This window comes from Kitasatospora sp. NPDC034035 (assembly GCF_055575755.1).
On record NZ_JBVISA010000016.1, the window covers coordinates 116,417 to 135,321 of the forward strand.

16 protein-coding genes are annotated in these 18,905 nt (G+C 74.0%); 5 read left to right on the forward strand and 11 right to left on the reverse strand.

Annotated features, from left to right (window positions below; genetic code table 11):
* Positions 1 to 3 precede the first annotated feature (3 nt).
* The 3 genes from ACZ52J_RS23235 to ACZ52J_RS23245 form a co-directional block, all read right to left on the reverse strand.
* Complete coding sequence (locus tag ACZ52J_RS23235; protein ID WP_465621335.1) at positions 4 to 885, reverse strand: N-acetylglucosamine kinase; 882 nt, start codon at positions 883 to 885, stop codon at positions 4 to 6.
* 57 nt (positions 886 to 942) lie between these two features.
* On the reverse strand, positions 943 to 1,539 hold the full coding sequence (locus tag ACZ52J_RS23240; protein ID WP_360498944.1) for a DUF1349 domain-containing protein: 597 nt from the start codon (positions 1,537 to 1,539) through the stop codon (positions 943 to 945).
* 235 nt (positions 1,540 to 1,774) lie between these two features.
* The gene (locus tag ACZ52J_RS23245; protein ID WP_465621337.1) at positions 1,775 to 2,461 is read right to left on the reverse strand and encodes a macro domain-containing protein; all 687 of its coding nucleotides are present in this window, start codon (positions 2,459 to 2,461) and stop codon (positions 1,775 to 1,777) included.
* A 254-nt stretch (positions 2,462 to 2,715) separates the two neighbouring features.
* Between ACZ52J_RS23245 and ACZ52J_RS23250 the strand changes: the two genes are divergently transcribed.
* Positions 2,716 to 4,338: an ADP-ribosyltransferase domain-containing protein gene (locus tag ACZ52J_RS23250; RefSeq protein ID WP_465621339.1), complete on the forward strand. Its 1,623-nt coding sequence runs from the start codon at positions 2,716 to 2,718 to the stop codon at positions 4,336 to 4,338.
* 172 nt (positions 4,339 to 4,510) lie between these two features.
* Positions 4,511 to 6,703 (forward strand): HelD family protein, encoded by a 2,193-nt coding sequence (locus ACZ52J_RS23255; RefSeq protein ID WP_465621340.1) that lies wholly within the window; start codon positions 4,511 to 4,513, stop codon positions 6,701 to 6,703.
* A gap of 108 nt (positions 6,704 to 6,811) precedes the next feature.
* Here ACZ52J_RS23255 and ACZ52J_RS23260 read toward each other — a convergent pair whose 3' ends face one another.
* The 5 genes from ACZ52J_RS23260 to ACZ52J_RS23280 form a co-directional block, all read right to left on the reverse strand.
* On the reverse strand, positions 6,812 to 7,522 hold the full coding sequence (locus ACZ52J_RS23260) for a DUF1345 domain-containing protein (RefSeq protein ID WP_465621342.1): 711 nt from the start codon (positions 7,520 to 7,522) through the stop codon (positions 6,812 to 6,814).
* Positions 7,519 to 8,097 (reverse strand): phosphatase PAP2 family protein, encoded by a 579-nt coding sequence (locus ACZ52J_RS23265; RefSeq protein ID WP_465621344.1) that lies wholly within the window; start codon positions 8,095 to 8,097, stop codon positions 7,519 to 7,521. The genes ACZ52J_RS23260 and ACZ52J_RS23265 overlap by 4 nt, the downstream gene beginning before the upstream one ends.
* Positions 8,090 to 9,550 carry a diacylglycerol/lipid kinase family protein gene (locus ACZ52J_RS23270; RefSeq protein WP_465621346.1) on the reverse strand — a complete coding sequence of 487 codons (1,461 nt, stop codon included), beginning with the start codon at positions 9,548 to 9,550 and terminating at the stop codon, positions 8,090 to 8,092. Before ACZ52J_RS23270 ends, ACZ52J_RS23265 begins: the two co-directional genes overlap by 8 nt.
* Before the next feature lie 256 nt (positions 9,551 to 9,806).
* Positions 9,807 to 10,649, reverse strand: a complete 843-nt coding sequence (locus tag ACZ52J_RS23275) for a universal stress protein (protein WP_465621348.1) — start codon at positions 10,647 to 10,649, stop codon at positions 9,807 to 9,809.
* Between the two features lie 36 nt (positions 10,650 to 10,685).
* Positions 10,686 to 11,078 (reverse strand): DUF302 domain-containing protein, encoded by a 393-nt coding sequence (locus ACZ52J_RS23280; protein ID WP_465621350.1) that lies wholly within the window; start codon positions 11,076 to 11,078, stop codon positions 10,686 to 10,688.
* 472 nt (positions 11,079 to 11,550) lie between these two features.
* Between ACZ52J_RS23280 and ACZ52J_RS23285 the strand changes: the two genes are divergently transcribed.
* Complete coding sequence (locus ACZ52J_RS23285) at positions 11,551 to 12,720, forward strand: agmatine deiminase family protein (RefSeq protein ID WP_465621352.1); 1,170 nt, start codon at positions 11,551 to 11,553, stop codon at positions 12,718 to 12,720.
* Positions 12,717 to 13,613, forward strand: a complete 897-nt coding sequence (locus ACZ52J_RS23290) for a DUF4436 family protein (RefSeq protein WP_465621354.1) — start codon at positions 12,717 to 12,719, stop codon at positions 13,611 to 13,613. Before ACZ52J_RS23285 ends, ACZ52J_RS23290 begins: the two co-directional genes overlap by 4 nt.
* A 116-nt stretch (positions 13,614 to 13,729) precedes the next feature.
* Here ACZ52J_RS23290 and ACZ52J_RS23295 read toward each other — a convergent pair whose 3' ends face one another.
* The 3 genes from ACZ52J_RS23295 to ACZ52J_RS23305 form a co-directional block, all read right to left on the reverse strand.
* On the reverse strand, positions 13,730 to 14,899 hold the full coding sequence (locus ACZ52J_RS23295; RefSeq protein ID WP_465621355.1) for an agmatine deiminase family protein: 1,170 nt from the start codon (positions 14,897 to 14,899) through the stop codon (positions 13,730 to 13,732).
* Between the two features lie 101 nt (positions 14,900 to 15,000).
* Complete coding sequence (locus tag ACZ52J_RS23300; RefSeq protein ID WP_465621357.1) at positions 15,001 to 16,035, reverse strand: agmatine deiminase family protein; 1,035 nt, start codon at positions 16,033 to 16,035, stop codon at positions 15,001 to 15,003.
* Between the two features lie 290 nt (positions 16,036 to 16,325).
* Entirely contained in the window at positions 16,326 to 16,904 is a 579-nt protein-coding gene (locus tag ACZ52J_RS23305) for a TetR/AcrR family transcriptional regulator (protein WP_465621358.1), read from the reverse strand.
* 186 nt (positions 16,905 to 17,090) lie between these two features.
* Here ACZ52J_RS23305 and ACZ52J_RS23310 point away from each other — a divergent pair, with 186 nt between their 5' ends.
* Positions 17,091 to 18,896 (forward strand): acyl-CoA dehydrogenase, encoded by a 1,806-nt coding sequence (locus tag ACZ52J_RS23310; protein ID WP_465621360.1) that lies wholly within the window; start codon positions 17,091 to 17,093, stop codon positions 18,894 to 18,896.
* The last annotated feature ends 9 nt before the right edge of the window (positions 18,897 to 18,905 follow it).

The following is an 18,905-nucleotide window of genomic DNA, read 5'->3' on the forward strand; positions in this document are numbered from 1 at the left end:
CAATCAGGGGGTTCGGCGGGCCAGGCGGCCGGCGAGGCGGGCGGCGGCGGTGGCCGCGTCGGTGCTCGGCAGGCGCGGGGCGAGGTCGGCGAGGTGGTGGAGGAGGTGCTGCCGGATCGGGCCGGGTGAGGTGGCCACCGAGCCGGTGAGGACGAGCGGTTCGGCGGGCACGGCGGTGGCGCGGACCAGCGCGGCCAGGTGGCCGGCGCAGGTGCGGGCGATCGCGAGGGCGGTGGCGTCGCCGGTGGCGGCCAGCCGGGAGACCAGCGGGGCGAGGTCGGCGAGCCGGCGCGGCGGGCCGTCGTAGGCCCACCGCAGCAGCCCGTCGGGGGAGTCGGCGGCGCAGTGGGCGCGGACGGCGGTGCCGAGCGGGCCGTCCGGGTCGGCGTGCGCGTGCCGAAGGGCCTCCCGGCCGAGCCAGAAGCCGCCGCCTTCGTCGCCGAGCAGCCAGCCGAGCCCGCCGTGGCGGGCGAGCGTGCGGGTGCCGTCCAAGCGGACGCAGATCGTGCCCGTCCCGGCGATCAGCACGGCGCCCCGGCCGTCGGTGACGCCGCCGGAGGCCAGGGCGGGGACGGTGTCCGGGACGAGCCGGACCGGGCAGTGGAGGCCGAGGGCGGCGCGGGTCCGCCGGGCGAAACCGTCCTGGTCGGCCAGCGCCCCGTACCCGGCCAGGCCGACCAGGCAGGCCGCGACCCGGGCCGGATCGCGGCGCCCGAGTGCGGCCGACACGGCGGCGGCCAGGTGTTCGACGGTGCGGGCCGGGTCCTGCCCGGCGGGGTTGGCGCCGCCGCTCTCGCCCCGGCCGAGCGGCGTGCCGACGGTGTCGAGGAGGACGGCGCGGGTGCGGCTGCCGCCCGCGTCGACGCCGAGCTGGAGGGTGGTCACGGGGGCGGCTCCGGTGGGCGGAGGGGGCCGGCCGCGCTGGGGCTGGCTGATCGGCGGTCAGTCTGCCAGGTGCAGTGCCGTGTCCGCCGGTCCCTGGGCGAAGCGGGTGAAGCGGACCTGCAGCCCGTCCCGCTCGGGCGAGGCGCAGAACGGTCCGGCCGCCGCGGCTGCTCCCGGGGGCAGCGGCGCCAGCCGGACCAGGCGCCAGGGGCCGTCTTCGCAGCGGGCGCGGACCGTCACGGCGTCCCCGCTGCGGCTGGCTCTGACGGTGACCCGTCTGCCGTGCCACTCGGGTACGGGGGCGAGCGACCAGTCGGAGACGCCGCGGGTGACGACCGCGCCCAGGTGCGGGAGGCCGTCGCTCATCTCGACCCCGGCCTTGATCCAGGTCTGCGGGTCGACCCGGACCAGCAGGCCGGCCTGGTCGTAGAGGGCGCCGAAGTCGGCGACGAAGGTGACCTCGGTCGCGCTGCCCGGCGGGAAGCCGGTGAGCAGCGCGTGCCCGTCGTCGCGGACGAAGCCGTAGCTGGTGGTGCGCCAGAAGTCGCTGCGGCCACGGGCGGTGACCAGGAGGTCGGTCCCGTCGGTCCGCGCCTGCTCGGGCTGGTTGAGCCAGCTGCCCTCGTGCCAGGCGATGTCGCGGGGCGGGTGCATGGGAGGCCTTCCTTCCGGTCTGCCAGCGGATGGCTGCAATTTTCAGAAAGGGCCATTCAACACCCGCCCGGGTGGGCTTGGGGAGGTTTGTCTGGGCTTCGGCACGTGACGGATCGGGAATCGCCGGATCGACGCCGGCCGACCGGTCGTGACACCCCCAGGTAGCGGAACTCGCGTCGAGGAACCCGGAGTCGAGGAACCGGAGTCGAGGAACCGGGGTCGACGAACCCGGAGTCTAGGAGGTCCGGGTCGAGGCACTCCGGCGTGCGGGCGGGGCGATGCGGACCCGCTCGGTGGCGGGGGCCCGCTCGATGTCGTCCAACTGGGCGAGGATGGTGGCGCGCAGGTCGTCGTCGTCCTCGAAGTGGTGGTCGTTGAAGAGGGTGTAGCCCGTCCACATCAGGTTGGCGCAGATCCGGGCCGGCACCCGGCCGGTCTGGGCGCCCAGGCCGACCAGCGCGACCGACCGGATGGAGCTCGGCTCCAGCCGGTTCTGCCGGTGGACCGCCTGGAAGGCGGCGGCGCAGGCCAGCGCCACGTTCAAGGTCTCGCTCACGTTCTGCGAGGAGGTCTGCATCGTCGGGGCCGAGATCAGGAACCGCGGGTTGACGGCTCCGGACGGGACGCACACCGCGCTGCCGACCGGCAGCGAGCCGGCGTGCCCGTCGCGGATCGCCTTCTGCACCCGCAGCTGGATGCCCGCGCCCAGGTGGCGCTTGATCGCCGCGTCCGTCCCGCCGTCCATCCGGCCGCGGGAGTTGGTGGGGCTGACCCAGGCGTCGGCCTTGGTGGCGAGGATCGAGGCGTGCCGGATCTCTATCCCGGGGGTGTCGGCGAAGGCCGCCCGCCAGGACTCGACCACCGTCGCGTTGAGGTCGGTCAACACCACCTTGAGCGGCGACTGCGCACGGTCCGTGGTCATGCTGAAGCTCCTGTCGTTCGGGGGTGGTTCCTGCTGACGTCGACGAAGCTAGCGCGCGCCACTGACAATCCGTCGGCGCCCGTCGGCGCCCGCCCGGCCGCCGCCCCGGGCGGCCCGGATTGTCACTCCCGGCTGGTAGGACTGTGGTGTCCGCCAGGAGCCTGACGGATCGTCATCTGTCGTTCGCCTGCCACCCGTCTGTCATTCGTACGGCCCCGACCAGCCGGGCCGCCTCACACCCTTAGGGCACCACCATGAGCGCTGTCGACACCCCCGCCACCCAGCCCGACCCGAACGACCCGCTCGCCCTCGCGGAGCTGTTCACGGGCGGCGGCGAGCCGTGGCTCCCGTTGCTGAAGCCGGTCATCGAGGCACAGTCCGGCGCGGCCTCGTTCATCGGCCCGGGCCGCGGTCCGGACGTCGTCCCCGTCCGCGAGCTGACCTTCCAGGCGCTGAAGCCGCACGCGCCCCACAAGTGGAAGGTGGTGGTCTTCGGTCAGAACCCGTACCCGCGGCCGGAGAGCGCCACCGGCATCGCGATGTTCGACAACACCTTCCACGACTGGAAGGACAGCAAGTTCGGCCGGGTGGTCAGCATCCGCTGCATCATCAAGGCCGCGGCGATGTGGAAGTACGGCATCCCCAAGAAGACGCCGATCGCCGACATACGGGCGCTGCTGAAGGAGCAGGAGACCGTCCAGCCGCCGGAGTGGTTCCAGGCGATGCTCACCCAGGGCGTGCTGCTGCTGAACGCCGCGCTGACCGCCAGCAGCGACGGCGCGATGGGGCCGGACCAGCACACCGCGTTCTGGCGGCCGGTCGCCGAGCGGATCGTCGAGGAGATCCTCCGGGCCAAGCAGCAGGCCGCTGAGGAGGACCGCTACGTGGTCTTCGCGTGGTGGGGCGCCCACGCGCGCAACCTGAAGAACGTCGTGCTGCGGCTGCAGAAGAAGTACCCCGAGGTCGAGGTCCGGCACATCGACCACGCCAACCCCGCCGCCCAGGGCGACATCTTCTGCGACGGCGAGCACTTCGCGACGGTCAACGCGGCCCTCGCCGCGCTCGGCGCCGAGGAGGTGGACTGGCTGCCCAGCACCGGGTGGAACGCGCACTCGGCCGACGGCGGTGGCGGGGCGGACGGCGCGGTCGCCGAGCGGATGGGCGCCTTCATCGCCTCCACCATGGAGCTGCACCAGCTCTACCTGGACCGCCTCGCGAGCGTGAAGGACGAAGGCCTCGTCCTGCCCGCCATCACCGGTGTGTTCGACACCCCGCTGATGGGCTTCCGGGAGGCGGCGGCCCCGGTCGCCGAGGTGCTGCGCGGCCTGGACCGGCATGTGGCGCTGTCGCACGACTTCGGCAAGCGGCGGGCGGACGAGGCGGCCGCCGGTCTGTCCGCCGACGAGATCGCCGCGCTGTACCTGTACACCTGCGAGTCCGCGTTCTACCGGGAGATCAACGCCGTCCTGCGCTCGCCGGACCGCGGCCGGCTGGTGCCCTACCTCCCGTACCTGCGGCTGCTGTTCGCGGCGGTGTCGCGGCTGCCCGTCCGCACCGAGCCGCTCTGGCGCGGCGTCTCGCTGGACCTGCGCCGGCAGTACCCGCTCGGCAAGACGGTGACGTGGTGGGGCGTCTCCTCCTGCACGTCCAAGCTCGGGGTGGCGCAGGCCTTCCTCGGCAGCCGCGGCAAGCGGACGCTCTTCGAGGTGCGCCCCGCCCGGGCCGCGGGCATCCAGAGGTTCTCGGCGTTCACCGGCGAGGAGGAGTTCATTCTGCTGCCGGGCACGCAGCTGGAGGTCACGGACGTCCGGGCCGAGCGCGGCGGCCTGTGCACCGTGACGCTGACCGAGCTGGCGGAGGCGCCCCTGGTGTCCTGAACCGGCCTCGCCGCCCCTCGTCCCGGAATCCGGACGCCGGACACCCGGACGGCCGGACGCCGGACACCCGAACGCCGCCGAATCCATAACTGAGTCAGTATCTTTACTGAGTTCAGTTATGCTGGATTCCGAACGAGCGGGTGCGCCCGTGGCGAGGGAAGGGACGCGAACGATGACCTCGGAAGTCCAGCAGGCGGCGCCGGAAGCCCAGGGCCTCGACGGCGAGCTGCGGCGGGAACGGGCCTACGTCGAGGACTGCCGGGCGGCGATGGCCCGGCAGGTCGAGGACGCGAGCCACCAGGTCGTCGCCGGAGAGGACGTCTCCGGCGACGGCGCCAGCGCGGAAGCGCTCGGCCGGTACCTGCGGACGCGCGCCAAGCGGATGAAGGAGCTGCCGCAGAGCCCGTCGTTCTTCGGCCGCCTCGACTTCGCGGACACCCCGGAGGCCGGGGACCACCGGCGGCAGCGCTACTACGTGGGCCGTCAGCGGATCTCCGAGGACCCGACGGTGCCGCCCCTGGTGGTCGACTGGCGGGCCCCGGTCTCCCGGGCGTTCTACCAGGCCGGCGCGCACGATCCGCTCGGGCTCGCGCGGCGCCGCCGGTTCGGCTGGGCGCCGTGGAGCGTCGGCCGGCCGGAGGAGCTCACCGGGCTGGAGGACGAACCCCTCGACGGGGCCGGGCCGCGCGGGGAGGGCAGCGGTACGGGCACGGCGGAGAGCGGTGCGAGCGCGGCCGGGGGCGGTCCGGCCGGCATCCTCGCCGCCGAGATCGAGCGGCCCCGCACCGGCCCGATGCGGGACATCGTCGCCACCATCCAGCCCGAGCAGGACGAGCTGGTGCGGGGCGGGCTGAGCGAGTCCGTCTGCGTGCAGGGCGCGCCCGGCAGCGGCAAGACCGCCGTCGGCCTGCACCGCGCCGCGTACCTGCTCTACAGCTTCCCGCAGCGGATCCGGCGCGGCGGCCTGCTGGTGATCGGCCCCAACCGGACCTTCCTGCGCTACATCGCCGAGGTCCTGCCCGCGCTCGGCGAGATCGACGTCGGCCAGTGCACGGTCGAGGACCTGGTCGCCACCCGGCCGGTCACCGCCGTGGACGACGAGCGGGCCGCCGCGGTCAAGCAGGACGCGCGGATGGCGACGGTGCTGCGCCGGGCGCTGTACGGGCGGATCCGGACGGTGGGCGCGCAGCCGCTCGTCGTCCCGGACGGCTCCTACCGGTGGCGGGTGTCGCCGGAGCGGCTCGACCGGATGGTCGCCGAGCTGCGCGAGCAGGCGCCGCCGTACGCGATCGGCCGGGAGAGCGTCCGCACCCGCGTGGTGGCGATGCTGCAGGACCAGGCGGAACGGCGGGCCGGCGTGATGTCCGGCGTGTGGCAGCGGAAGGTCGGCCGCTGCAGGCCGGTCGCGGCCTTCGTGGAGGCGGCCTGGCCCAACCTGCGCCCGGAGGCCGTGGTCGCCGGGCTGCTCGGCGACCCCGCCGTGTTGGCCGAGGCCGCCGACGGGGTGCTCAGCCCCGAGGAGCAGGCGGCGATCCTGTGGCGCCGGCCGCCGCGTTCGGAGAAGAGCGCGAAGTGGTCCGAGCACGACCTGATGCTCCTGGACGAGGTGGCCGGCCTGATCGAGCGCCCGGCCGGCTTCGGCCACGTCGTCCTGGACGAGGCCCAGGACCTCTCCCCGATGCAGTGCCGGGCGATCGCCCGCCGCAGCGCCTTCGGCTCCCTCACCGTCCTCGGCGACCTCGCCCAGGCGACCGCTCCCTGGGCCGCGCGCAGCTGGTCCGAGCAGCTCGCCCACCTCGGCAAGCCGGAGGCCGCAGTGGTGGCGCTGACCACCGGCTTCCGGGTGCCGGCCGCCGTGATGGCGCTTGCCAACCGGGTGCTGGGCGCGCTGGACGTGGACGTGCCGCAGGCGGTCTCGCTGCGGCGGGACGGCGAGTTGACGGTGCGCAGGGTCGACGGGGTGAGCCAGGACGGCGAGGCCGGCTCGGGCGGTGCGGCGAGCCCGCGGGGTGCCGCCGACTTGGGCGGCGCGGTGGTGGAGGCGGTGCGGGCCGCGTCGGAGCGCGAGGGCTCGATCGCGGTGATCGCGGCGGACGCTGCGGTGGCGCAGGCCGCTGAGGCACTCCGGGCGGCCGGGATCCCGACGGCCTCGGCCGAGCAGGTCGGCACCACCGCCCGGGTGACGGTGCTGCCCGCCTCGCTGGTCAAGGGACTCGAGTACGACCACGTGGTGGTCCTGGAGCCGGCCGCGATCGTCGAGGCCGAACCGCGCGGCCTGCACCGGCTCTACGTCGTGGTGACCCGGGCGGTCTCGCGGCTGGACATCCTGCACTCCCGGCCGCTGCCCGCGCCGCTGGGCGGGTGACCGGGCTTTCGGCCCGACAGCTGCGGCGTCGGGGCGACACGACGACAGGGCGACAGGACGATGGGGCGAACGGGGCGAACGGGGCGAACGGGGCGCCGGGCGACGGCCTCAGAGGCCGTTCAGGGCGGAGACCAGGCTGGCCACCGTGACGGTGTTGAAGACGAAGGCGATGACCGAGTTGGCGGCCACGGTGCGGCGCATCTCCCGGGAGGCCACCGTGACGTCGGTCGTGCCGAAGGTCGTCATGATCGCCAGCGCGAAGTAGATGTAGTCGCTCCAGACTTGGGCCTCCCAGCTGTCCGGGAACTCCAGGGCGCGCTCGTCCTCCACCAGGTTGTCGGCCTGGAAGGCGACCGCGAAGGACACCGCCACGCAGACCCAGGCGAGGGCGACCAGGGCGAGCGCCACCAGGGCGCGGGGGACCGGGCCGAGCCCGGACCCGAGGTGCCCGGGGAGCCACGCCACCGCGACCAGCAGCGCGGCGGTGGCGATGAAGAGCGAGACGCCCGGCCCGGGCGCCGTCCCCAGAAGGTAGCGCTGCAGTACGGTGCCCCGCTCCTCCCCGGCCCAGCCGCGCACCCGCTCGGGCGACGCGGTCGAGAAGGCGGTGGACGTGAGCACGAGGTACGGCAGGAGGTAGGCGAACAGCACCAGGACGCCCGTGTCCGCTCCCGACAGCAGGTCCCAGCTGCTGTCGACGCCGAGGAGCAGCGCTGCCGCGCCCGCCGCGACGGCCGCACTCACCGAGGACCTGCGGCGCTCGGAGAGCCAGGACGGCGGTTCGTCCCGGTCGGACGGCTCCGGGCGCGGGTCGCTCACTGGCCGGCGAGCCGCAGCGGCACGTGCACGACGGCCAGGGCCGCCGCCGCGGCCGCGAAGCCGAGGACCGCGCCGGCCGCGACATCGCCGGGGTAGTGCACGCCCGTGTGCACGCGGGAGTAGCCGACGGCGACCGCCAGCGCCCCGAGCGGGACCGCCGCCGGAGGCAGCACCACGCCGACGGCGGTGGCGAAGGCCGTCGCCGACGCCGTGTGCCCGGACGGGAAGGAGGCCGACTTCGGCATCCTCACCTGCCGTGCCACGATCACCTGGGCCCGCTCCCGGTCGGGCCGGCGCCGGTGGACCACCTGCTTGCCGAGCAGGTTCGCCGCCACGGAGGCCAGCGCGACGGCGGTGACCCCGACCACGGCCGCCTGCCGGGGCCTGCCGGGCAGGAGGGCAAGGCCGGCGGCGACGGTCAGCGAGATCTTCGAGTGGTCGGCCGCGCGGGACAGCCGCCGCAGCGCGGAGTCCAGGGCCGGGGTGGGGGTGGCGGCCACCGCCGCGTACAGGGCCCCGTCGATCGCGCGGAGGTCGGTGAGCACCCCCGCCGCAGAGGCGTTCCGGTCAGGCACGGGACCTCGCCTCGCCGTCGCGCTCCTCGGCGCCCCGTCCCACCGTGTCCCGTGCCGCCGTGTCCCGTTCTTCGGCGTCCCGTCCCACGGAGTCCGGCTCGCCGTGGCCGAAAGCGAGCGTGGCCAGCTGCCGCCAGTCCACCCGAGGCGTGACGGGGACGACGCCGGGGCGGTTGCGCGGTACCAGGACCCGCAGCGCCCCGGGACGCGTCGTGCACACCACCGGCGTGGGCAACCGCAGTGCCTCACCGTCGACGGCCACCGGGATCTCCTTCTCGTCGGAGGTCACCTCGACCCGACGCGCGGTCAGCACGGTCAGGCCGGTGGACTGCGAGCCCCGTACGGCCAGGTCGGCGGCCTGCGCCGCGCCCTCCACCCGCAGGCCCACCACGCCCAGCTCGCCGGTGTCGAGGCGGGGCCGGCGGCCGCCGCTGTCCAGGTCGTCGGGGGAGCCGTACGGGTTGTTGCTGACCAGCAGCGCCTGCTGGTCCGAGAGCGCCGTGGGCGCGGTGCCGTCCACCGGGGCGTCCGCCGGGCTGTCCGCCGGGCCGTCCGCCCGGGCGTCGACCCGCCGCACGCCCTCGCCGACCAGCAGGTCCGGCAGGAGGTTCAGCGCCGTGCCCGCCTTGGCGTCGCGGTACTCGGGGTGCTGCACGACGTCCGCGTACACCCCGAAGGAGACGGTGTTGACGAAGGGCCGGCCCGCGACCTCGCCGAGGTCGATCCGCAGCTCCTCGCCGTCGGTCAGCGCGTCGAGGCAGCGCGCCGGGTCGGACCGGTCGAGGCCGAGGTCCATGGCGAAGTGGTTGCGGGTGCCGGCGGAGATCACCAGGAACGGCAGTCCGTGCTCGGCGGCGACCGCCGCGACCAGGGCCTGGGTGCCGTCGCCGCCCGCGACGCCGAGCAGGTCGGCACCGCCGGCCACCGCCTCGCGGGCGAGCGCGGCGACGTCGGCGTGGGCGTCGGGGTCGAGCAGGACCACCCGGGCGCCGAGTTGCTCCGCCCGTTCGGCCAGCCCGAAACGGCCGACCTTCCCGCCCCCGGACTTCGGGTTCATGATGAGCACCGGCCGCTGGGGCCGGGGCGCGGCGGCCGCCCGCGCCGTCTCGGTCGGGCGCGCGCGGCGCAGCGCCACCCGGCCGAGGACCAGCGCCGTGCCCCAGCAGAAGATCAGCAGCAGCGCTGTCGGCCACAGGTCGTGGTAGACGAACAGCACCACGACGGCGATCGGCGCCGAGATCGCGAGCAGCGCGCCCACCACCCGCACCGCGCCCCGGTACGCCAGGAACCACCAGACGCCGGCCGCCCAGACCACCAGCTCCACGAACCCGGCCACCACCACCTCCAGGCCGCCGTCCCACAGGGCGAGCAGCAGCACGACCACGGCACCGACCGCGGCCAGCAGCGCGCACCGCGCGAGCACCCGCGCGGTCCCGCCCCCGTCGGAGCCCACCTGCCGTGTCCCGTCGATGTCGTCCTCCCTGAGCCGTGTCCCGGGCTTCTTCGCGTAGCCCGGTCCGTGTCAGCAGCCTGCGCACTTCCGTCACGGCGGGCATTCCGGCCAGGCTGTCCGGGTGAGCCCCGGGTGAGCCCCGGGGCGGGCCGGTCGGCAGGCCGGTCGAGGGTTCGGTTCACCCACCGCGCGGTTGACCCACCGTGCGGTTGACCCACCGTGCGGTTGACCCACGGCCCGGTTACCCGCAGTCGGGTCAGTCATGCGGGACGAGAGCGACCGGGCAGTGCACGTGGTGGATCGCCGAGTGGGCGACCGGGCCGAGGTGGGTGCCGAGCAGGGTGCGCCGGACGCGCCGCCCGACGACGAGCAGACGGGCGGTGGCGGCGGCGTCCACGAGGGCGACGCCGGCGCTGCCGCGGATCAGGTCGGTCGTCACCTCCACCTCGGGGCGGCGGGCCCGCCAGGGCTCCAGCAGCTCGGTGAAGCGGGTCCGTTCGGCGGAGGAGAGTTCCTCCTGGAGGCCGCCGATGGCGTCGAAGGCCATGTACTCGGTGCCGACCGGCGGGGACCAGACGTGCACGACGCGCAGCGGGGCCGAGCGTCGGGCGGCGGCGTCGAAGGCGAAGGCGAGCACGTCGTCCGCCGGATGGGCGAGGTCGAGGCCCACCAGCACGGGGCCGTCCGGCTCGTCCTCGCCGGCCCGGACGAGCACCACCGGGCAGGCGGCCCGGCGCAGCACCTCCTGGCTCACCGAGCCGACCAGGAAACCGCGGACGGCGCCCAGGCCGCGGGAGCCGAGCACGAGCAGGACGGCGTCGCGCGCGGCGTCCTCCAGGGCCTCGGCCGGGGCGGCGGGGACGTGCGAGGAGCTGACCGGGACTTCGACGGCGGCGCGCAACTCGGATTCTCGGGCGGCGAGTTGCTCCACCGATCGCTGGTGCGTCCGCTCGCTGCCGGCCACGTCCCGGTGCGGCCAGGGCCAGGCCTGGAGGAGGCGCAGGGGGCAGTCGCGGCGTTGCGCCTCGCGGGCGGCCCAGGCGGTGGCGGTGAGGCTCTCGGGTGAGCCGTCGAAGCCGACGACGACGGGTCCGGTCATGGTCTGCTCCCTACATCGGCGTCATGATGTGTTCCCTCAGCCGCGCAGGGTGTCGAGGGCGGCGCCCAGCCGCCGGGCCGCCTCGTCTGCGACCTCGCCCAGTCCGCCGTCGGGGCCGGCCAGCGCGACCAGCGTCTTCGGGTCGACGGCCTCCACCACGGTGGCGTCGCCGTCCGCGCGGACGACCACGTTGCAGGGCAGCAGCAGTCCGATGCGGCGGTCGGCCTCGAGCGCCCGGTGGGCGAGGGCGGGGTTGCAGGCGCCGAGGATCAGGTAGTCCTCGATCTCGGCGCCGATCTTCTCGCGCAGGGTCGCCCGGACGTCGATGGTGGTCAGGATGCCGAAGCCCTGCTCCTTGAGGGCGGCGGTGACCGCCTCGACCGTCTGTGCGTACGGCCGGTCGAGCCGTACTCCGATCCCGTAGTCCATGGTTCCTCCCGGGGGTCGCGGCCCCAGTATCGGCGGCGGGCGGGGCCACCGCCTCTCGGGTTCGGCCCGGCCGCCGCCGCTTCCTCCGGCCGGGTTCGCGGCGGGGATGGGTAGGCCGGCCGCCCGCGCGGACAGGATGCACGGTCCTCGCTCGAGGAGTCGGCCGGCCGGGTGCCGCCGAGCGGCTCCTCGATCCCGGTGGGAGGCGTTCGCCTCACAGGAAGTAGAGGCGGTTCAGCGGGACGGTGTCGGCGGGTTCGGAGTGGAGCGGGGTGCCGTCGAGGGTGACCAGGCCCGACGGCTCCGGAAGGACGGCCCGGAAGAACGGTCCCGGTCCCGCAACACCTCCGTCCTCGCCTGGTTCACCCCGGGAGCGGATTCCCCCGAACGGCGGATGCGTGCCGCGCCGGATCCTGACCTTCCTGTCAGTAGCGTGCGGAGCCGAAGCCGGCACTCAACGGAACGAGGACTCATGGCTCACCCCCGGCCGTCCCGCCGCTCGCTCCTGCAATCCGGGGCCGCGCTCGCCGCGTTGGCCCTGCTCGGCGGCTGCTCCTCCGGCGGCGGCGATGAGCAGCCCGGCCCGAGCGCCACGGCCTCGGGCGCGGCCCCGGCGGGCAGCCCGGCCGCCGCCGGGCGGACCATGCCGGCCGAGTCGCAGCCGCACACCCGCACCTTCATGGCCTGGCCCGCGCTGGAGGAGGTGTGGGGCGACCAACTGCCCGGCGTCCGGCAGGACATCGCGGGCCTGGCCCAGGCCGTCGCCGGCTTCGAACCGGTGGTCCTGCTGGCCCGCCCCGACCAGGCCGACCAGGCCCGGCAGGCCTGCGGATCCTCGGTCGAGGTGCTCGAGTTGACGGTCGACGACCTGTGGGCCCGGGACACCGGCCCGACCTTCGTCACCGGCCCGCAGGGGCTCGCCGGGGTCGACTTCGACTTCAACGGCTGGGGGAACAAGCAGACCCACGCCAACGACGGCCAGGTCGCCCGCAACCTCCTCGCCCACTACGGCATCACCCGCCTCCAGGCGCCGATCACCGGTGAGGGTGGCGGCATCGAGGTGGACGGCGAGGGCACCCTGATGGCCACCGAGAGCGCCTGGGTCAACGACAACCGCAACCCCGGCAAGTCCCGCGAGCAGATCGAGGCGAGCTTCAAGGACCTGCTCGGCGTCGAGAAGGTGATCTGGTTCAAGGGCGTCGCCGGGCAGGACATCACCGACTGCCACGTCGACGCCCTCGCCCGCTTCGCCGAGGCCGGCACCGTTGTCCTGCACCGCCCCGCCGCCGACACCCCGCCGGACGTCTGGACCGCCGCCTCCGCGCAGGCGCTCCAGGTGCTCCGGTCCGCGACCGACGCCAAGGGCCGCACGCTCAAGGTCGTCGACCTCCCCGAGCCCGACGTCGACCTGATCCAGGGCGCGGGCAAGAACTTCCTCGCCACCTACATCAACTACTACGTCTGCAACGGCGGCGTCATCGTGCCGCGCTTCGGCGACCAGGCCGCCGACGACCAGGCGGCCGGCATCATCGGCGACCTCCACCCGGGCCGCAAGGTCACCCTGGTCGGCATCAACCACATCGCCGCCGGCGGCGGGGGCATCCACTGCGCCACCCAGCAGCAGCCGGCCACCGGCGCGTGAGCGCGTCGCGGCGGCGCGGCAACCGCCTCCTCCTCGCCCTGCTGATCGTGGCGGTGCTGTGCTCGGCCGGCGTCGCGCTGTACCTGAACGAGCGCGACACCCGGCAGCAGGCCCATGAACTGGCCCTCCCGGGCGTCAGCGACTGGATCGAACTGGACGTCACCTCCCAGGACATCAACCCCGGGACGGGCGATCTCACCCTCTTCGTCGTACCCGTCCCGCACGGTGGCCTCGCGGCGGGGCCGGGCACCTCCGCCTTCAGCCGGCAGGTCGTGATCACCGTCCAGTCGGCGGTCCGCACCGAGCTGCGGGCGGCGCCGGGGGAGGCGGCGACGCCCCAGCCCGTGCCGGCCAACTTCTACGACGGCACCGTGACCGACTACCCCTTCGACCGCCACCACTTCGCGCTGTCGTTCGCGGCCGCGGACACCACCGGCGGCATCCCCGTCGGCGTGGTCTTCGTGGACGCCGACCCGTTCTTCGTCGTCCACCCGACCAGCACCCCGCACCCGTCCGGAGCGATCGTCCTGGAGGGCACGGTCACCAGGGCGCGCAGCACCTTCATCCTGGCCTGGTTCATGATCGCGGCCATGTGGGCGCTCGGCCTGGCGGTGATGGCCGGGGCCGAGGTGCTCTACCGGGGGCGGCAGGGGATGGTGTGGCCCTCGCTCGGGTGGATGGCCGCGACCCTCTTCGCGCTCATCGGCATGCGCAACGCCGCGCCCGGCTCGCCCCCGATCGGTTCGCTCATCGACTACCTGGCCTTCTTCTGGGCTGAGGGCATCATCGCGGCGTGCCTGACGTTCACCGTCGTGGCCTGCACCCGCGTCGAGCGCCGCAAGCGCGCCGAGGCCGAGGCCGAGGCGGCGGGCGCGGCCGGTTCCGGCCCGTGACGGGGGACGCTCCGGGCCGGTTCGACGGGGCAGGGTCCGGTCCGCCGACCGGACCCTGCCCCGAACGGTGGCCGGTCCCGGAGCCCGTCCGCACGCCCCCGGGCCGGCCCGTCCGGTCAGCCGAGAGCGGGGATGTCGTGGGTGGCGCAGTGGATGCCGCCGCCGCCGGCCGCGATCGCGTCGATCTTCACCGGGACGATCTCCCGGCTCGGGAAGTACTGCTTCAGGATCTGCTGCGCCCGTTCGTCGGCCCTGGCGTCGCCGAACTTCGGCAGGTAGACGCCCTTCGAGCCGATGTAGAAGTTCATGTACGAGGAGACGAAGGCGTCGCCGCGGCCGGTGATCCGGTCCGGGTCGGGCTGCTGGAGCTCCACCACCTGCAGCTTCCTGCCGGTCGCGTCGGTGGCGTCCCGGAAGACGGCGCGCGCCTGGTCGGCCGAGCGGGACCAGACGTCCGCCGGGCTGCCAGGGAAGACCTGGTCGAGCAGGACCACGCCGGGGGCGGCGAAGCGGGTCAGGCAGTCGACGTGGGCGTCGGTGATGTCCTTGCCCTTGACACCCGCCAGCCAGATCACCTTGGTCACGCCGAGGAGCCTCTTCAGCTCGGCCTCGACCTGGTCCCGGCTCATACCCGGGTTGCGGTTGTCGTTGACGACGGAGCTCTCGGTGACCATCAGGGTGCCCTGCCCGTCGGTCTCGAAGGAGCCGCCCTCGGCGACCAGCCGGGTCTCGATCCCCTCGACGCCGTACTTGGCCAGCACCGCCCGGGCGACCTTGGAGTCGTTGCCGCGCTGCTGCTTGCCGCCCCAGCCGTTGAAGTTGAAGTCGACCCCCTTGACCCTGCCGCCCTCCTCGACGAACACCGGCAGGGTGTCCCGGGCCCACAGGTCGTCGACGGCGATCGGCACCACCTCGACGGCCGAGCCGCAGGCCTTCTGCGCGGCGTCCTTCTGCTCGGGCCGGGCCATCAGGACGACCGGTTCACGGGCGGCGATGGCCTGGGCCAGGCCGGCGACGTCCCGGCGGACGTCCGGGAGCTGGTCGCCCCAGACGTTCTCGGAGGCCGGCCAGGACATCACCGTGCGCAGGTGCTTGTCCCACTCGGCGCCGAAGCGGCGCACCCCGGGGGTGCCGCCGGGGGCGCCGCCGGGCTGCTGGGGCGGCACGGTGGGGTCGACGTCCTCGACGCCGTTGGGGTCGCAGGCGGTGAGGCCGAGGGTGAGGGCACCGACGCCGACACCGGCGAGGGAGCGCATCAGGGTGCGGCGGGACAGGGCGTTGGACATACGGGAACTCCAGCTGAGGGTCTGGGCGGTGGAGGGGGCTTCGGTGGCTGTGGCTGTGGCTGTGGCTGTGGCTGTGGCTGTGGCTGTGGCTGCCGCGACGGCTACGGCAGCGGCTCGTGCATGGTCGAGCAGTGGATGCCGCCGCCCCCGGCCATCAGGCGGTCGACGTCGATCTGCACCACCTCGCGGCCGGGGAAGGCCGCGGCGAGCGCCTCCCTGGCGGCGGCGTCCTTGTACGCGTCGCCGAACTGGGCGGTGATCACGCCGCCGTTGACGACGTGGAAGTTGAGGTAGGAGTCGACGAACTTGGAGCTGCGGGAGCGGACGGTGTCCGGGCCGTGCACGGGGAGGACCTGCAGACGGCGCCCCCGGGCGTCGGTGGCGGCGGACAGGATGGCGAACTGCTCGCGGGCGTCGCGCGCCCAGGCGTCGTTGCGGTCCGCCGGCGGCAGCTGCACCATCACCACGCCGGGCCGGATGAACCGGGAGGTGACGTCCACGTGGTCGTCGGTGATGTCCTGGCCCTTGATCCCGGGCAGCCAGATCATCGTGTCCGCGCCGTAGGTCTCCAGGACGGCCTCCTCGACCCCGTCCCGGCTCATGCCGCGGTTGCGGTTCTTGTTGACCAGGCTGCTCTCGGTGGCCATCACCGTGCCGTCGCCGTCGGTCTCGATCGCGCCGCCCTCGCCGACGAAGTCCGCGTAGGAGTGGCGCAGGCCCCGGCGGGTGGCCAGGAGTTCGGCGACCTGGGCGTCGTCGTGGTGCACCTGCTTGTTGCCCCAGCCGTTGAAGTTGAGGATCACGGCGTCCAGACCGCCGTACCCGTCGCGGCGGAAGACCGGCGCGATGTCGCGCATCCACAGGTCGTCGGTCGGGATGGCGGTGATCACCTCCACCGCGGAGCCGCACCGGGACCGGGCCTTGCCCGCGGTCCAGTCGTCGGGGGCGCACATGACCACCGGCTCGAACTCGGCGATCGTGCGGGCGATCAGGGCGATGTCCTCCTGGACGCCGCCCAGGCGCAGTCCCCACACACCCCGGCGGGAGGGCCAGGACATCCAGGTCCGCGCGTGCGGGACGTCGTCCGCCGGCACCCAGTACGGCCCGGTGGAACGGTCATCGCGGTGGTGGGTCATGAGGGTCTCCAGATCGTGCGACGGTGCCGGGAGGGGTGCGCGGGGCCGCCGGCTCCACTCTTCGCGCCGCGACGCACCGGCGCACCACGGAGCGGGGCCGACGGCCGACACCCTGCCCTGCGGCTTCAGGCTCGCACTGACTGAAAAATCAGTCAAACGCGTGGGCGTGCCCTGACGCATCCTTGACGGCTGCCGTGCGGAGTGTGACGCGCCCGGGGCGCTCCGTGCCGATGGGTGCTGACCGGTGCGGATCGGGGCTGATCGGGCGGATCGGTGTGGATCCGGGCGGCTCAGGAGCCGAGCCGGGCCACCTCGGCGTCGATCGCGTCGACCATGAGCGTCCGGGCGTGTGCCAGCGGCAGGCTGCCGCTGAGCCAGCGCGTGCTCAGCCCCTCCAGCAGTGCGGTGAGCCGCTCCGCCGCTCCGGCCAGCACGACCGCCGAGGACATCGGCCGCTCCACGCCGAGCAGCTCGGCGATCTCCTGCACCCAGATCCGGGTCGCCCGCGCCAGGTCTTCGCGCAGCGTGTCGTCGAACACCGCGCTCGCCCGCAGCTCACCCCAGGCGGTGCTGTTCTCCCGCACCTCGACGGTGTCCTGGAGCTCCAGCAGCAGCGTCTGCTCCAGCTCCTCGCGCGGCGTCAGCGGCGGTGCGTCCGCGGCGCGCTCGGTCGTGTAGCGCTCCGCCCGGTCGTTGATGAACTCCAGGGTCTGACGGAGGATCCCCGTACGGTCCTTGAAGTGGTAGTAGATGAGTGCGGTCGACACGCCGGCCTCCGCCGCGAGCTCCTCCACCCGCAGCCCGCGCACCCCGCGCCGGGCGATCACCCGCGCAGCTGCTTCCAAGATCGACGTTTTACGACTGGCCACGGTCCACCACCTTACCCGTGCGTACCGACAGGATCGGACCCGTCGTCTGAGAAACAGGTCAGCCGCCGACCGTTGTGTCGGTGGGGCGGCAGGCGGGAAGATGCCGGGTGCCCCGTACGTCGGCTCCCTGTCCCGCCGTCCCCTTGCCCCGCCGTCCCCCTGTCCCGCCGTCCCGCTGTCGATCGGATGCCTGGTTTGGACTCCCTCCTGCTTTCCCGCCGCGACCTCGACTTCCTGCTGCACGACTGGCTGGACGTCACCGCCCTGACCCGCCGCCCCCGCTACGCCGACCACGACCGGGACACCTTCGACGCGGTGCTGGAGCTCAGCGAGTCCATCGCGACGAGGCACTTCGCCCCGCACAACAAGAAGAACGACGCCGAGGAGCCCCGCTTCGACGGCGAGCGGGTGCACCTCATCCCGGAGGTCGGGCAGGCCCTGCGGGTCTACGCCGAGGCCGGCCTGGTCGGCGCCTCCATGGACTACGACCTCGGCGGTCAGCAGCTGCCCGTCGTGGTCGCCAACGCCTGCCGGGCCTGGTTCCAGGCCGCCAACATCGCCACCGCCTCCTACCCGCTGCTCACCGTCGGCAACGCCAACCTCCTCCTGGCGCACGGCAGCCGGGAGCAGATCGACACATATGTGCGGCCCATGGTCGACGGCCGCTTCTTCGGCACCATGTGCCTGTCGGAGCCGCAGGCCGGGTCCTCGCTGGCCGACATCACCACCCGGGCGGTGCCGGCCGCCGACGGCACGTACCGGATCACCGGCACCAAGATGTGGATCTCCGGCGGCGACCACGAGCTCAGCGAGAACATCGTCCACCTGGTGCTGGCCAAGATCCCCGGCGGTCCGGCGGGCGTGAAGGGCATCTCGCTGTTCATCGTGCCCAAGTACCTGGTCGGGCCGGACGGCACGCTCGGGGAGCGCAACGACGTGGTGCTCGCCGGTCTCAACCACAAGATGGGCTACCGCGGCACCACCAACGCCCTGCTCAACTTCGGCGAGGGCCGGCACACCCCCGGCGGCGCCCCGGGCGCGGTCGGCCACCTGGTCGGCGAGCCCCACCACGGGCTCGCGTACATGTTCCACATGATGAACGAGGCACGCATCGGCGTCGGCCAGGGCGCCACGGCGCTCGGCTACACCGGCTACCTGCACGCCCTCGACTACGCCCGCACCCGCCCGCAGGGCCGCCCGCTCGGGGGCAGGGACCCGCACGCCCCGCAGGTGCCGATCATCGAGCACGCGGACGTACGTCGGATGCTGCTGGCGCAGAAGAGCTACGTGGAGGGCGCGCTCGCCCTCGGCCTGTACTGCAGCCGGCTGCTCGACGAGGAGGCCACCGCCGAGCAGGAGGCCGACCGGGCCCGCGCCCACCTGCTGCTGGACGTCCTGACGCCGATCGCCAAGAGCTGGCCGTCGCAGTGGTGCCTGGCCGCCAACGACCTCGCCATCCAGGTGCACGGCGGCTACGGCTACACCCGCGAGTACGACGTCGAGCAGTTCTACCGGGACAACCGGCTCAACCCCATCCACGAGGGCACCCACGGTATCCACGGACTGGACCTGCTCGGCCGCAAGGTCGTGATGGACGGCGGCGCGGGACTGCGGCTGCTCCTCGACACCCTCGCGGCGACCACCGCGCGGGCCGCGGCGGCCGGCGGCGAGGCGGCCGACCTCGCCGCCCGCCTGGACGCCGCGGCGGCCCGGATCGGACGGACCACCGCCACGCTGTGGGCCGCCGGGGACCCGGCGGCCGCGCTGGCCAATGCCACCGTCTACCTGGAAGCCGTCGGCCATGTGGTGCTGGCCTGGATCTGGCTGGAGCAGTTCCTCGCGCTCGGCGCCGGCACGGACGCCTTCCGCCAGGGCAAGAGGCAGGCAGCCCGGTACTTCTTCCGGGTCGAACTACCGCGCACCGGGCCGCAGTTCGACCTGCTCGACAGCCTCGACCGGACGGCGGGGGAGTGCCGCCCCGAGTGGTTCTGACGATCCGCT

Excerpts from the sequence above, each read along its gene's own strand:
- ACZ52J_RS23250 (WP_465621339.1), top strand. The coding sequence starts at position 2,716 with ATGAGCGCTGTCGACACCCCCGCCACCCAGCCCGACCCGAACGACCCG.
- ACZ52J_RS23285 (WP_465621352.1), top strand. The coding sequence starts at position 11,551 with ATGGCTCACCCCCGGCCGTCCCGCCGCTCGCTCCTGCAATCCGGGGCC.
- ACZ52J_RS23310 (WP_465621360.1), top strand. The coding sequence starts at position 17,091 with ATGCCTGGTTTGGACTCCCTCCTGCTTTCCCGCCGCGACCTCGACTTC.
- ACZ52J_RS23255 (WP_465621340.1), top strand. The coding sequence starts at position 4,511 with ATGACCTCGGAAGTCCAGCAGGCGGCGCCGGAAGCCCAGGGCCTCGAC.
- ACZ52J_RS23245 (WP_465621337.1), bottom strand. The coding sequence starts at position 2,461 with ATGACCACGGACCGTGCGCAGTCGCCGCTCAAGGTGGTGTTGACCGAC.
- ACZ52J_RS23280 (WP_465621350.1), bottom strand. The coding sequence starts at position 11,078 with ATGGACTACGGGATCGGAGTACGGCTCGACCGGCCGTACGCACAGACG.
- ACZ52J_RS23300 (WP_465621357.1), bottom strand. The coding sequence starts at position 16,035 with ATGACCCACCACCGCGATGACCGTTCCACCGGGCCGTACTGGGTGCCG.
- ACZ52J_RS23295 (WP_465621355.1), bottom strand. The coding sequence starts at position 14,899 with ATGTCCAACGCCCTGTCCCGCCGCACCCTGATGCGCTCCCTCGCCGGT.
- ACZ52J_RS23275 (WP_465621348.1), bottom strand. The coding sequence starts at position 10,649 with ATGACCGGACCCGTCGTCGTCGGCTTCGACGGCTCACCCGAGAGCCTC.
- ACZ52J_RS23240 (WP_360498944.1), bottom strand. The coding sequence starts at position 1,539 with ATGCACCCGCCCCGCGACATCGCCTGGCACGAGGGCAGCTGGCTCAAC.